Here is a 13,202-nt window from a genome sequence, read left to right on the forward strand (position 1 = left end):
GTGCCAAAACACCCGCTGCGGCGCAGCCGGGGCCGGGGGGATTTGTAACCATGTTGGTCTTTGCCGGGTCCCTGCTCCTTCCGGGGGGCAGGCCTTCCTCGTGACCCGCTATCATTGACGCATGCTTGAACAACGTATTGAACAGCACTTCATCGACAGCGCCGACCTCAAGTACCAGGCAGCGCACGTCTTGTCCAAACCGATCGCTGCGGCCGTACAGGCCATCCTTGCCAGCGTGACCAGCGGCGGCAAGGTACTGGCTTGCGGCAATGGCGGCTCGGCGGCGGATGCCCAGCACTTCGCCGCCGAATTCGTGGGCCGTTATGAGCGGGAGCGGCCGGAGCTGGGTGCCATAGCCCTGACGACGGACAGTTCCATCATCACGGCGATTGCCAACGACTACGATTTCAATGTGATTTTTTCCAAGCAGGTCCGTGCGCTTGGCGGCGCTGGCGACGTGTTGCTCGCCATCAGCACCAGCGGCAACTCGGCCAACGTGCTGGCGGCCATTGAGGCGGCCCATGAGCGCGAGATGACCGTGGTGGCACTCACCGGCCGGGGCGGCGGCAAGATGACGCATGCCTTGCGCGAAACCGATGTGCATATCTGCGTGCCGCACGAGCGGACCGCGCGCATCCAGGAAGTGCACCTTCTCGTCCTCCACTGCATCTGTGATGGCGTGGACACCCAGTTACTTGGCGATCAGGAGAATCCCGCATGAAGCATTCCGTGATGATGAGGCGACTGGCTCTGTTTGCATGTGCAACGGCAACCGTGGCAGCAGGACTGACAGCCTGCGTGCCCCTGGTGATGGGCGGGGCAGCGGCGGGGACTGCGCTGGTGGTGACCGACCGCCGCACCTCGGGTGCACAGCTGGAGGATGAAGGCATCGAGTTGCGGGCTGCCAGCCGAATCCGCAGCAACCTCGGTACGCGCGTGCGCGTCAGCGTCACCAGCTACAACCGCCAGGTGCTGTTGACGGGCGAGGTGCCCAATGCCCAGGACAAGCAGCTGGTTGAACAGGTGGTTTCGCGCGTGGAGAACGTGGTGTCGGTGGTCAATGAACTGGCCGTCCTGGACAGCCCGTCGCTGATGGAGCGCTCCTCGGACCTGCTGGTGACTGGTCGTGTCAAGGCCATGCTGGTCGATGCGCGGGATCTGCAGGCCAACTCCTTCAAGGTGGTCACCGAGCGGGGCACGACCTACCTGATGGGGCGCGTGACCCAGCGCGAATCCGACCGGGCCACCGAAATGGTTCGCGCCACGCCAGGCGTGCAAAAAGTCGTCCGGCTCCTCGAGATCATCAGCGAGGAAGAGCTGGCGCGCATTCGGGTGGGGGCCGCCTCCGCCCAGCCGCAACCTGCCGCCGCCAAGCCCGCCAGCAATTGAGGGGCTGATCAAGATCGGCGACCCGGCAAAGCGACGGAGCTCATCGCCAGCTGCCATTGACAGGGTGCTGTTTGACAGGGCGGCGATCGCCCACAGCGCGCCTTCTTATTTCAGGCGCCTGATCAGGCTGGACGTATCCCAGCGTCGCCCGCCCATCGCCTGCACATCGGCATAGAACTGGTCCACCAGGGCCGTCACGGGCAGGCGTGCGCCATTGCGCCTGGCTTCATCCAGCACCAGGCCCAGGTCTTTGCGCATCCAGTCAACCGCGAAGCCGAAATCGAACTGATCGGCCGCCATGGTTTTGCCGCGGTTGTCGAGCTGCCAGCTTTGGGCTGCACCTTTGCCGATCACATCAAGCACCTGGTTCATGTCCAGCCCCGCTTTCTGGCCAAAGGCGATGGCTTCACTCAGGCCTTGCACCAGGCCTGCAATGCAGACCTGGTTGACCATCTTGGTGAGTTGGCCCGCACCGCTTTCGCCCATCCGTGTGAAAGCCCTGGAAAAGGCCATGCCGACCGGCTTGATACGCTCGAATGCTGCCGCCTCGCCACCGCACATCACGGTGAGCACACCGTTCTGCGCACCCGCCTGGCCGCCGGATACCGGCGCATCAATGAAGTGCAGTCCGAGCTGGTTGGCGGCGGCATGGAGCTCGCGAGCGACATCGGCCGAGGCGGTGGTGTGGTCCACCATGACCGCGCCGGGCTTCATGCCCGCAAAGGCACCGTCCGGGCCCAGTGTGACGGAACGCAGGTCATCATCGTTGCCGACGCAGCTGAACACCACATCGGCTCCGTCCGCTGCCAGGCGCGGCACAGTCGCACTGGACGGCCGGGCCGTGGCCGCAAATTCAGCGCACCAGGCCGTCGACCTGGCCGGGCTGCGGTTGTACACGGTCACGTGATGGCCCGCGAGCGCCAGGTGGCCGGCCATGGGATAGCCCATCACACCCAGGCCGAGGAATGCAACTTTGCGTGGGGAAGACGGTTCGTAGGTTTTGGCGTTGGTGCTGCTCACGGCGTGTTGACTCTGCTGTCCTTTTGCCCTGAGCTTGTCGACAGGCGTTCGGAGGTTGGGGGCCTCGACAGGCTCGGCCCTGATGGGTTATACGATGGCGAAATTCTCGGTGCCCGCGGCAAGGTCGGTCGACTTGGCGCGCTGCGAATTGAGCTTGATCTGCAAACGCAGGTCGTTCACCGAATCGGCGTTGCGCAGCGCATCCTCGTAGGTGATGAAGTGGCTTTCAAAGGCGTCGTACAGCGCCTGATCGAAAGTCTGCATGCCGAGGTTGCGGCTTTTCTTCATGATCTCCTTGATCTCGGAAACTTCGCCCTTGAAGATCAAGTCGGAGATCAGCGGTGAATTGAGCATGACCTCGACCGCCGCAAAGCGGCCCTTGCCATCCTGCTTGGGAACCAGCCGCTGCGAAATCATGGCCTTGAGGTTGAGCGACAAATCCATCAGCAGCTGGGTACGGCGTTCTTCGGGGAAGAAGTTGATCACGCGGTCCAGCGCCTGGTTGGCACTGTTGGCGTGCAGCGTGGCCAGGCACAGGTGGCCGGTTTCCGCGAAGGCGATGGCATGCTCCATGGTTTCGCGGTCGCGGATCTCGCCCATCAGGATCACATCAGGCGCCTGGCGCAGGGTGTTTTTCAGCGCGGCTTCCCAGCTGTCGGTGTCCAGGCCCACTTCGCGCTGCGTGATCACGCAGTTCTTGTGCGCATGGACAAACTCCACCGGGTCTTCAATCGTGATGATGTGGCCGAACGACTGTTCGTTGCGCCAGTCCACCATGGCCGCCAGTGTGGTGGACTTGCCCGAACCGGTGGCGCCAACGAGAATCGTCAGCCCCCGCTTGCTCATCACCACATCCTTGAGCACCTGGGGCACGCCCAGCCCGTCAATCGTGGGCAGCACGGCCGGGATCGTCCGCATCACCATGCCGACCTTGCCCTGCTGCACGAAGGCGTTCACGCGAAAGCGCCCCACGCCTGGCGGTGAAATGGCGAAATTGCATTCCTTGGTGCGTTCAAACTCCGCCGCCTGCTTGTCGTTCATGATGGCGCGCGCCAGGGCCAGCGTGTGGCCGGCATTGAGCGGCTGCGGCGAGACCTTGGTCACCTTGCCGTCCACCTTCATGGCCGGCGGAAAGTCGCCGGTGATGAACAGGTCGCTGCCGCTGCGGCTGACCATGAGCTTCAGCAGGTCGTGGATGAATTTGCTGGCTTGATCGCGCTCCATGAGAGCACCTCCTGTTAAGTGGATTCAGTGGCTGCCGAAGAGGCGCAATTGTGGGCCATGCAATTTTTCGCCGGGCCGCCCCAAGAAAAATTAGCCCCTTTGGGGGGCAGCGCAGTACACGAAGTGACAAGCGTGGGGGCCATATATCTAGCCTGGAAAGTTTTCCGGTATTTTCGCTTTGCCGCGCGCTTCCGCGGGCGAAATCACGTTGCGCTTGACCAGCTCGGTCAGGTTCTGGTCCAGCGTTTGCATGCCCACGCTGTTGCCGGTCTGGATGGACGAGTACATCTGCGCGACCTTCGCTTCACGAATCAGGTTGCGGATAGCGCTGGTGCCCAGCATGATTTCGTGCGCGGCCACCCGGCCCGCGCCGTCCTTGGTCTTGCACAGCGTTTGCGAAATCACGGCCTGCAGCGACTCCGACAGCATGGAACGGATCATTTCCTTTTCCTCGGCGGGGAACACGTCGATGATGCGGTCAATCGTCTTGGCGGCGCTCGAGGTGTGCAACGTGCCGAAGACCAGGTGGCCGGTCTCGGCGGCCGACATGGCCAGCCGGATGGTTTCCAGGTCGCGCATCTCGCCCACCAGAATCGCGTCCGGGTCCTCGCGCAGGGCGGACTTGAGCGCGGCGTTGAAGCTCAGCGTGTGCGGGCCGACCTCGCGCTGGTTGATCAGGCATTTCTTGGACTCGTGCACAAACTCGATCGGGTCTTCCACCGTGAGGATGTGGCCGTATTCGGTTTCATTCAGGAAGTTGACCATGGCCGCCAGCGTGGTGGACTTGCCTGAGCCGGTCGGACCGGTCACCAGCACCATGCCGCGCGGCTTGAGCGCCAGGTCGCCAAAGATCTTCGGCGCGTTGAGCTGCTCCAGCGTCAGGATTTTGGAGGGAATGGTTCGCAGCACCGCACCGGCACCCCGGTTCTGGTTGAAGGCATTGACGCGAAAGCGCGCCAGGCCGTCAATCTCAAAGGAGAAGTCGACCTCCAGGAACTCTTCATAGTTCTTGCGCTGGGTGTCGTTCATGATGTCGTACACCATGGCATGCACCTGCTTGTGGTCCAGCGGGTCGATGTTGATGCGCCGCACGTCGCCGTGAACGCGGATCATGGGTGGCAAACCTGCCGACAGATGCAAGTCGGACGCCTTGTTTTTGACGCTAAAGGCCAGCAGCTGCGTAATGTCCATCCCGGGGGATCCTTGGAAGTCTAGGTTGAATCTGAGTTTACAGTTCGATTATGACCATGATTGTGCGCAACCTCCAGCTTGTCCGTGACCGGATTACCACGGCGTGTGTGGCCGCGGGGCGCGATCCGGCCAGCGTGCGCCTGCTGGCGGTTTCCAAAACATTTGGCGCCGATGCCGTGATTGACGCCATGTCGGACGGGCAGCGTGCGTTTGGAGAAAACTACGTTGCCGAGGGCGTGGAGAAAATTCTGGCGCTGCGCGCCTGGCAAGCGGCGCAGGCCGGCGCGCCTGCCGCGCTGGAGTGGCACTGCATCGGGCCGGTGCAAAGCAACAAGACCCGGCTGGTGGCCGAGCACTTCGATTGGGTTCAGTCGGTCGACCGGCTGAAGACTGCGCAACGCCTCAGTGAGCAGCGGCCGCCCCATCTGCCGCCCCTGCAGATCTGTTTGCAGGTGAATGTGGATGGCGGCGCGAACAAGTCGGGCCTCGCGCCCGCAGATGTCCAGGCGCTGGCGCAGGCCGTCTCGCAATTGCCACGCCTTGTGCTGCGGGGGCTGATGGCGATTCCCGAGCCTGCTACCGATTTTCTAGCTGCTTGCGCCATCCACGCCAGAACGAGAGCCCTTTTTGACCAGATAAATGCGGCAGGCGTGTTGCCTGCACCCATGGACACGCTGTCCTTGGGTATGACGGCCGACCTGGAGGCCGCCATCCATTCCGGCAGCACCATGGTTCGCGTGGGCACCGCGATCTTCGGAAAGAGATGAGCCCCTGTTCCGCCAGATGGCACTGCCCTTCGATACCTCGGGGCGACGGGAAGCTGCGTGAGGCTCTAATCCAGCAGGGGCCGCGGAACCGGCTTCGCCGGGCCGCAGGCGCAGCGGCCCCCTCGGGGGCATCCTTCGACAGGCTCAGGACGATCGGGTGTGAAGTGAGCGACCGTGGGGCCAAGAAGTGGCATCTCTCCAGCCAGCAGGGGCCGCGGAACCGGCTTTGCCGGGCCGCAGGCGCAGCGGCCCCCTCGGGGGGCAGGGAGCTACACGCAGTGAGCGACCGTGGGGGCTATTTCTTCGGCTTGATATTGCCGCAGTCCGCCGACAGCCATTTGCCCGAAGCGTCCATGTTCATCTTCTCGGCCTTGCCCCTGACCGTGGCGATGGTCGCCATCTTCATCGTGTAGGCGGTGTCACTCACGTAGGTGATCTGGCCTTCGCCGCTGGACGGCGGTTGGGTGCAGGTGTAGGAAAATTTCATCGTGTTGCCACTGCGCGGCGAGTGGGTGGTCTTGCAGTCGCCTTGCTGCTGCGACGGCATTTCGTTGCGCTCGACCATTTCCCTGGTCATGCAAACCTTCATGCTCATGCCGCCGGCGCCACCCTGACCCATGCCCTGTTTGGCCAGCATGTCCTGCATTTGCTTGCGTTGTTCGGGCGGCATGCCGGCCATCTGCTTGTCCATGTTGGCCATGGCCTGTTCCATCTCGCCCGAGCCCGAGCCCGGTTGCATCTTGTTGTTGATCTCCCACAAACCCGGTTTCATGGTTTGCGCGGCGGCGCCGGTGGCTATGGTCATGGCCAGTGCGATCGTGACCAGAAATGCGGGGTTGAATTTCATGGGCATCCTTGTTGAAAAGACAAGTTTGGAGGGCGATCTCGCATCGATCCCGCATTATTGCCGGCACGCACCGGTTTGCAACCCCTCGCCGTCACCTTCACACACCCAGCGCCAGCCGCGTGGTATTTTTCACCTCTTCCATCACCGCGTAGGTGCGGGTCTCGCGCACGCCGGGCAATTGCCACAGCACGGTGCCGGCAAACGAGCGGTAGGCTGCCATGTCGGCCATGCGGGTCTTGAGCAGATAGTCAAAGCCGCCGGCCACCATATGGCATTCCATGATTTCCTGGTGCACCTGCACCGCCGCCTTGAAGGCTTCAAACACATTGGGGGTGGTGCGGTCCAGCAACACCTCCACGAACACCATCATGCCGGCGCCCAGCTTCATCGGATTGAGTTGGGCCGCGTAACCCAGGATGTACCCGTCCCGGCTGAGCCGTTGCACGCGCGCCAGCACGGCGGTGGGCGACAGGGCCACGCTCTCGGCCAGCTTGAGGTTGGAAACGCGCCCATCTTCCTGCAGGATGCTCAGGATTTTGAGGTCAATGCGATCGAGGCTGACGGAAGATTGCATGGGGAATGCGGGTTTGGGGGCTTCAGTGTAGCCCCGCTGCTGCTGCGTCGCTCGCCTGCATTTTCCTGCGTGGCCCGTGCAAATTCCCGGGCCCCCGCACCACGCCATGCATGACGTGGAAGGCAGGGGGCCGGACTCTGCCTGGCTTTCGGTCTACAGCACCTTGCTCAGGAAGGCGCGCGTCCGCTCACTGTTCGCCGTGGTAAAGATGGCCTCCGGGCTGCCTTCCTCCACCACCAGCCCCTCATCGATGAAGATGACGCGGTCCGCCACCTGGCGGGCAAAGCCCATCTCGTGGGTGACGACGACCATGGTCATGCCTTCCTCGGCCAGGGCCTGCATGACATTGAGCACCTCCCCGACCATCTCCGGGTCCAGCGCCGAGGTCGGCTCGTCAAACAGCATGATGCGCGGCTGCATCGCCAGCGCCCGGGCAATCGCCACGCGCTGCTGCTGCCCGCCCGAGAGCTGGTTCGGGTAGGCATTGATCTTGTCCAGCAGGCCCACCTTCACCAGCAGCTCGCTGGCGCGGTTRCGCGCYTCCAGCGCGGTCAGCCCGCGCACCTTGGTCGGCGCCAGCGTGATGTTCTCCAGCACCGTCTTGTGCGGAAACAGGTTGAAACGCTGGAACACCATGCCGATTTCCGCGCGCAGCGCATCCACATCCGTGGCSGGCTCATGYACCGACACGCCATGCACCAGCACCTCGCCGCCGCTGGCGTCCTCCAGGCCATTGAGACAGCGCAGGAAGGTGCTCTTGCCCGAGCCCGACGGCCCGATCACGCACACCACCTCCGACGCCTTGATGCTGCAGTCAATGCCGCGCAGCACCGGCAGATGGCCAAACTGCTTGGTCAGCCGGTTAACGCGAATCACCTCGTCCATAGCGAGCCTCCAGTCTCTTCACAAGGTAAGCAAGGCCCAGCGTCAGCACCCAGTACATGAGCGAAATCGTGAGGTAGGGCTCCCAGTAGCGCGAATAGGCGCCGGCCACCGTGCGCGCGGCATACGCCAGCTCGGCCAGGCCAATGGCCGAGATCAGCGACGAGTCTTTCAGCAGCGAAATCGCRTTGTTGCCCAGCGGCGGCAGCATGCGGCGAAACGCCTGCGGCAGCACCACGTGGTACATGGTGCGCGGAAACGGCATGCCCAGCGAGCGCGCGGCCTCCACCTGGCCCTTGTCRATCGACTGGATGCCGGCGCGAAAGATCTCCGAGATGTAGGCGCCCGCGTTCAGCGTCAGCGCCACGACGCCCGACAGGAAGGCGCCGTAGTTCTGCTTGATGTGGCGCGCGTTCTCGCCCGAAATCAGCAGGCCGTCGGCCGGGTTGATGAACAGCGGCAGCACCGCAAAATGGATCAGCAGGATCTGCACAAACAGCGGCGTGCCGCGGAAAAAGCTGACATACACGGTGGACGGCCAGCGCAGGGCGTACTGGCACAGCTGGCGGGCMGGCGCGTGGCGCGCCTGCGCCAGGCGCGCCATGCCGATGGCCAGGCCGAGCGCCGTGCCCTGCACGATGCAGATCAGCGTGACGGTGATGGTCATCTGCAGGCCGCGCCAGAACAGCACGGCGTATTCTGAAATGATGTCGGCGCGAAACCAGCCGAACCAGAGGACTTGCTCCATACAGGAAAARGCGTGAACCCAGTCGTTGCCGGCGCTTATTGGGCCGGCAGCACGGGGGCCTCAGCCTGGAACCACTTCTTGTAGATCTGGGCATAGCTGCCGTCGGCCTTCACCGCGGCCAGGCCGGCRTTGAGCTTGTCCAGCAAGGCCTTGTTGCCCTGCTTGACGACGATGCCGAAGTACTCCTTGGGAAAGGCCGGGTCGCTCACGGTCTTGAGCTGCTTGTGCTCCTGGGCGCGAAAGGCGATGACGCCGTTGTCGCCGATGGCCGCATCCAGGCCGTTGTTGGCCAGCTCGGAGATCACCACGGGGGTGCTCTCGAAGCGGCGGATGTCGGGGTTGGTCTTGCCGAACTCGCGCGAGGCCATGTCGTCGCCGGTGCTGCCGTTGACCACGCCGATCTTCTTGCCGGCCAGGTCTTTCAGGCTTTTGGCGGGGCTGTTGCTGTGCACGGCAATGAGCTGGCGCGCCTCAAAGTAGGGGCTGGTGAAGTCATAGGACTGCTTGCGCTTGTCGTTGATGGTGACGCCGGAGATCACGAGGTCGAGGTCGCCGTTGTTCAGGGCCGCGAAGATGCCGCTCCAGGGGGTGTTGACGATCTTGATTTTGAGGCCCGCCTTCTGGGCGATGGCCTTGATCATGTCCACGTCGTAGCCGACGATGTCCTTGCTCGGGCTTTCGTAGGCAAACGGCCGGTAGGTGGCGCTGGAGCCGACTACCAGTTCCTGGCTTTGGGCGCTGCTGAGACCTGAGGCAAACAGCGCAAGGGTGGTGAAGGCAAGACTGGCTAGGCGTTTCAAGCTCATGAAGTTCTCCGGTGAATAAAAATAGTTAGTGTCAACGTGGGATAAAAACAAAACCTGGCATGCGGCGGCCGGTCAGGCCGCTGCTACCCGTTGCCGGGCACTCTCAATGGCGCTGGTGACTGCAGCGGGTGCAGTCCCCCCGACATGATTTCTGGCCAGAACCGAACCCTCCAGCGTCACCGACTGGAAGACGTCGGCCTCAATGACGGGGGAAAACTGGCGCAATTCCTCGAGGGTCAGCTGGCTCAAATCCTTGCCGGATTCGATGCAGCGGCGAACCGTCAGCGCCACCACTTCATGCGCTTCGCGAAAAGGCAATCCCCGGCGGACCAGGTAGTCGGCCAGGTCGGTCGCGGTCGAAAACCCGGCGCCGGCGGCCGCGCGCATGCGCTCCTGGTTGACGCCCAGCGAAGGCAGCAGGCGGCTGAACACCCGGACCGAGCTGCGCACGGTCTCGAGCGTGTCGACCAGCGGCTGCTTGGACTCCTGGTTGTCCTTGTTGTAGGCCAGGGGCTGGGATTTCATCACGGCCAGCACGCTGGCCAGGTTGCCGAACACCCGGCCGGCCTTGCCGCGCGCCAGCTCTGGAATGTCGGGGTTTTTCTTCTGCGGCATGATGGACGAGCCGGTGCAGAAACGGTCTCCGATTTCGATGAAGCCGATCAGCGGGTTGGACCAGAACACCAGCTCTTCCGACAGCCGCGACAAATGCATCATGATTTGTGCGCCGGCACTGCAGGCGTCAATCACGAAATCCCGGTCCGACACCGCATCCAGCGAGTTCCGGCAGACCCCGGCAAAGCCCAGCCGCCCGGCGACGAAATGGCGGTCAATCGGGAAGGAGGTGCCGGCCAGCGCGGCCGCCCCCAATGGCAGCTCGTTCAGGCGCTCACGCGCCTGGCGCACGCGCTGGATGTCGCGCAGGAACATTTCGACATAGGCCATGAGGTGGTGGCCAAACGTCACCGGCTGCGCAATCTGCAGATGGGTGCAGCCCGGCATGATGGTGGCGGCATGCGTGCGAGCCAGGTCCAGCGCCACGGTGACCAGTTCCTTGAGTTCGTCGCACAGGCCATCAAGTTCATGGCGGGTGTACAGGCGCAGGTCGGTGGCCACCTGGTCGTTGCGTGAGCGCGCGGTGTGAAGCCGCTTGCCGGCATCGCCGATCAGCTGCGTCAGGCGGTGCTCGATGTTCATGTGCACGTCTTCACGGTCCTTGGCCCAGGGGAACACGCCTTCCCTGATTTCCTGGCGGATACTGGCCATGCCCCGCTGGATGTCGGCCAGGTCCTGCCCGGACAGCACGCCGATGCTGGCCAGCATTTCGGCATGGGCCAGGGAGCCGTCAATGTCCACGCCGGCCAGGCGGATGTCGATGTCCAGGCATTGCTGGTAGTCGGTCAGCAGCTCGTCCATCGGCGCGGCAAAGCGCCCGGACCAGGCCTCAGTTTTTGCTTCTGCAAACATGTCGCTTTTGTCTCCTCTTTTTCTCGGTTTGTTCTCTGTTTGTTCTCTGTTTGTTCTTTGTGTGTGGGTTGCTGTGTCGCCAGGGGCCTTGAGTTATGTCAGAGCCCGGCGGCGGGCGTCTGCCGCATCAGGGTGGACTTGCCGAACAGGCTCTCGATCAGGTCCACCGCCAGTTCGGCGGTCTGGTTCCTCACATCGAGCGCCGGGTTCAACTCGACCAGGTCGACCGAGCCGAGGTAGCCGGTGTCGGCAATCATTTCCATGCACAGCTGGGTCTCGCGGTAGGTGGGCCCGCCGCGCACGGCGGTGCCGACGCCGGGCGCAATCTCCGGATCCATGCAGTCCATGTCAAAGCTGACGTGCAGGTGGGTGTTGCTGTCCACGCCCGCTAGCGCCTGCTCCATCGTTGCGCGCATGCCAAATTCGTCGATGTAGCGCATGTCAAAAACTTCAAACCCCAGTTCGGTGACAAAGGCGCGCTCTTCGGCGTCGACGCTGCGCACGCCGATCTGGCGCAGCTCGCGTGCCTGCAGGGCGACCTCGCCGCCCAGGTGGGTGAGCGCTTCGGGCCCGTGGCCCAGCAGGCAGGCCACAGGCATGCCGTGGATGTTGCCGCTGGGCGTGATGTGGGCGGTGTTGGTGTCTGCGTGGGCGTCAAACCACAGCACGCGCAGCTGCTTGCCGGCGGCCTTGCAGTGGCGTGCCACGGCGCTGATGGAGCCGATGGCCAGGCAGTGGTCGCCGCCCAGCAGCACCGGCAGCTGGCCGGCCGCCAGCGCGTCGTTCACGGCGGTGTAGATGGACTGGTTCCAGGCAATCACTTCAGGCAGGTGGCGAAAGCCGTCCCGTGGCGGCTCCCAGGGGTTGGGGGGGCCGGCCAGGTTGCCGCTGTCAATGACGTGCAGCTGGCGATCGCGCAGCGCCTGCGGCAGGCCGGCGACCCGCAGGGCGTCGGGCCCCAGGCCCGCGCCGCGCACACTGGCGCCAATATCGGTGGGCGCACCGATCAGGTGGATGGTTTTCACAATGGATTTCTGCGGTTCGATCAGCAGGCCGCCGCAGCGCTGCGGTTCGGGGTGCCTGCGGTGACGGGGTCGGGGGCCGGTGCGGGCGCGGTACGGGCCATGCCCATGCCATAGAGGTCTTTCGGGTCCATTAGTTCGGGAATCAGGTCGAGCACCCGCGAAGTGTCTTTCAGCACATGTTTTTCCAGGTAACGCATGGCGGAGAAGTCTTCGAGCGCAAAGCCCACCGAGTCAAAGACCGTGACCTGGGCGGCATCGGTGCGCACGGTCGCCTGCCCGTTCAGCACCTGCCACAGCTCGGTCACCGCAAAGTCCGGCGGCATCTGCTGCAGCTCGCCTTCGATGCGTGACTGGGGTTCGTACTCCACCACCACTTTGGCGGCGTAAAGAATGTCGGCGTGCAACTCGGTCTTGCCCGGGCAGTCGCCGCCCACGGCGTTGATGTGCATGCCGGGCTCTATCATTTCGGGCGTCAGGATCAGGGCGTTGGTTTTGTCAGCCGTCACGGTGGTCACGATGTCGGCGCCGCGGACCGCGTCGGCGATCGAGCTGGCGCGGTAGATACGCAGCCTGGGGTAGGCGAGCAGGTTGCGGACCAGCTTGTCGGTGGCCTGCGGATCCACGTCATAGACCCGCAGTTCTTCGATGCCCATGAGGCAGTGAAAGCCGATGGCCTGGAACTCGCTTTGCGCGCCATTGCCAATCAGGGCCATGCAGCGGCTGTCGGGCCGGGCCAGATGCTGGGCGGCCAGCACCGAGGTGGCGGCCGTGCGCAGCGCCGTGGTCAGCGTCAGTTCAGACAGGATGCGCGGGTAGCCGGTGTCCACGTCCGACAGCACGCCAAACGCCGTGACGGTCAGCAGGCCGTCGCGGGTGTTTTGCGGGTGGCCGTTGACGTATTTGAAGGCGTACTGGCGGCCATCGGAAATCGGCATCAGCTCGATCACGCCGATCGGCGAGTGGCTGGCCACGCGGGCCGTCTTGTCGAACTGCGGCCAGCGCCGGAAATCCTCGTCAATCATGCGCACCAATTCGCCGATGGCACCTTCGGGGCGGGTTGTCGCCAGGTGCTCCTGCAAATCATTCGTACCAATAAAAGCAACCATCATTTTCTTTCTTTGTCAGGCAAACCACCCGGCTGCGGGCACTTTTGTACAGGGCCCGCCTGGCGGGTGGCGATACACAATCTTAGGTCGGATGGCTGGAAATTTGATTTCCTATTGATGCGTGTTTATGATGATTTAAGAAATAAAATTTCATAA

Annotated in this window: 14 protein-coding genes; 3 read left to right on the forward strand and 11 right to left on the reverse strand. The window is 63.4% G+C overall.

Annotated elements, in window-relative coordinates:
* Positions 1–121 precede the first annotated feature (121 nt).
* Together AC1DS5_RS14035 and AC1DS5_RS14040 are read left to right on the forward strand one after the other, a co-directional pair.
* Positions 122–721 (forward strand): phosphoheptose isomerase, encoded by a 600-nt coding sequence (locus AC1DS5_RS14035; protein WP_477718876.1) that lies wholly within the window; start codon positions 122–124, stop codon positions 719–721.
* Positions 718–1,389 carry a BON domain-containing protein gene (locus tag AC1DS5_RS14040; protein WP_477718877.1) on the forward strand — a complete coding sequence of 224 codons (672 nt, stop codon included), beginning with the start codon at positions 718–720 and terminating at the stop codon, positions 1,387–1,389. The genes AC1DS5_RS14035 and AC1DS5_RS14040 overlap by 4 nt, the downstream gene beginning before the upstream one ends.
* 105 nt (positions 1,390–1,494) lie before the next feature.
* Here AC1DS5_RS14040 and AC1DS5_RS14045 read toward each other — a convergent pair whose 3' ends face one another.
* From AC1DS5_RS14045 to AC1DS5_RS14055, 3 genes are all read right to left on the reverse strand, one after another.
* Positions 1,495–2,409, reverse strand: a complete 915-nt coding sequence (locus AC1DS5_RS14045) for an NAD(P)-dependent oxidoreductase (protein WP_477718878.1) — start codon at positions 2,407–2,409, stop codon at positions 1,495–1,497.
* Between the two features lie 87 nt (positions 2,410–2,496).
* The gene (locus tag AC1DS5_RS14050; protein WP_477718879.1) at positions 2,497–3,633 is read right to left on the reverse strand and encodes a PilT/PilU family type 4a pilus ATPase; all 1,137 of its coding nucleotides are present in this window, start codon (positions 3,631–3,633) and stop codon (positions 2,497–2,499) included.
* A 147-nt stretch (positions 3,634–3,780) separates the two neighbouring features.
* Positions 3,781–4,824 (reverse strand): type IV pilus twitching motility protein PilT, encoded by a 1,044-nt coding sequence (locus tag AC1DS5_RS14055; protein ID WP_305638300.1) that lies wholly within the window; start codon positions 4,822–4,824, stop codon positions 3,781–3,783.
* A gap of 50 nt (positions 4,825–4,874) precedes the next feature.
* On the opposite strand from AC1DS5_RS14055, the gene AC1DS5_RS14060 reads away from it, so the two are divergent.
* Positions 4,875–5,591, forward strand: a complete 717-nt coding sequence (locus AC1DS5_RS14060; protein WP_477718880.1) for a YggS family pyridoxal phosphate-dependent enzyme — start codon at positions 4,875–4,877, stop codon at positions 5,589–5,591.
* 295 nt (positions 5,592–5,886) lie between these two features.
* Here the strand turns inward: AC1DS5_RS14060 and AC1DS5_RS14065 are convergent, their stop codons facing one another.
* The 8 genes from AC1DS5_RS14065 to AC1DS5_RS14100 form a co-directional block, all read right to left on the reverse strand.
* Positions 5,887–6,438 (reverse strand): DUF3617 domain-containing protein, encoded by a 552-nt coding sequence (locus tag AC1DS5_RS14065; RefSeq protein WP_477718881.1) that lies wholly within the window; start codon positions 6,436–6,438, stop codon positions 5,887–5,889.
* Between the two features lie 97 nt (positions 6,439–6,535).
* Positions 6,536–7,012, reverse strand: coding sequence for an Lrp/AsnC ligand binding domain-containing protein (locus AC1DS5_RS14070; RefSeq protein WP_477718882.1), 477 nt, complete (start codon positions 7,010–7,012; stop codon positions 6,536–6,538).
* A gap of 153 nt (positions 7,013–7,165) precedes the next feature.
* Positions 7,166–7,897, reverse strand: coding sequence for an amino acid ABC transporter ATP-binding protein (locus AC1DS5_RS14075; protein ID WP_477718883.1), 732 nt, complete (start codon positions 7,895–7,897; stop codon positions 7,166–7,168).
* Positions 7,875–8,642, reverse strand: a complete 768-nt coding sequence (locus AC1DS5_RS14080; RefSeq protein WP_477718884.1) for an amino acid ABC transporter permease — start codon at positions 8,640–8,642, stop codon at positions 7,875–7,877. The genes AC1DS5_RS14075 and AC1DS5_RS14080 overlap by 23 nt, the downstream gene beginning before the upstream one ends.
* A 35-nt stretch (positions 8,643–8,677) precedes the next feature.
* Positions 8,678–9,448, reverse strand: a complete 771-nt coding sequence (locus AC1DS5_RS14085; protein ID WP_477718885.1) for a basic amino acid ABC transporter substrate-binding protein — start codon at positions 9,446–9,448, stop codon at positions 8,678–8,680.
* 72 nt (positions 9,449–9,520) lie between these two features.
* On the reverse strand, positions 9,521–10,915 hold the full coding sequence (gene argH, locus AC1DS5_RS14090) for an argininosuccinate lyase (protein ID WP_477718886.1): 1,395 nt from the start codon (positions 10,913–10,915) through the stop codon (positions 9,521–9,523).
* Between the two features lie 98 nt (positions 10,916–11,013).
* Positions 11,014–11,940, reverse strand: coding sequence for an arginase (gene rocF / locus AC1DS5_RS14095; RefSeq protein WP_477718887.1), 927 nt, complete (start codon positions 11,938–11,940; stop codon positions 11,014–11,016).
* Positions 11,941–11,960: 20 nt separating this feature from the next.
* Positions 11,961–13,046 carry an ornithine cyclodeaminase gene (locus AC1DS5_RS14100; protein WP_477719047.1) on the reverse strand — a complete coding sequence of 362 codons (1,086 nt, stop codon included), beginning with the start codon at positions 13,044–13,046 and terminating at the stop codon, positions 11,961–11,963.
* Positions 13,047–13,202 lie beyond the last annotated feature (156 nt).

The sequence above is a fragment of the Polaromonas sp. P4_H1 genome, assembly GCF_056400945.1.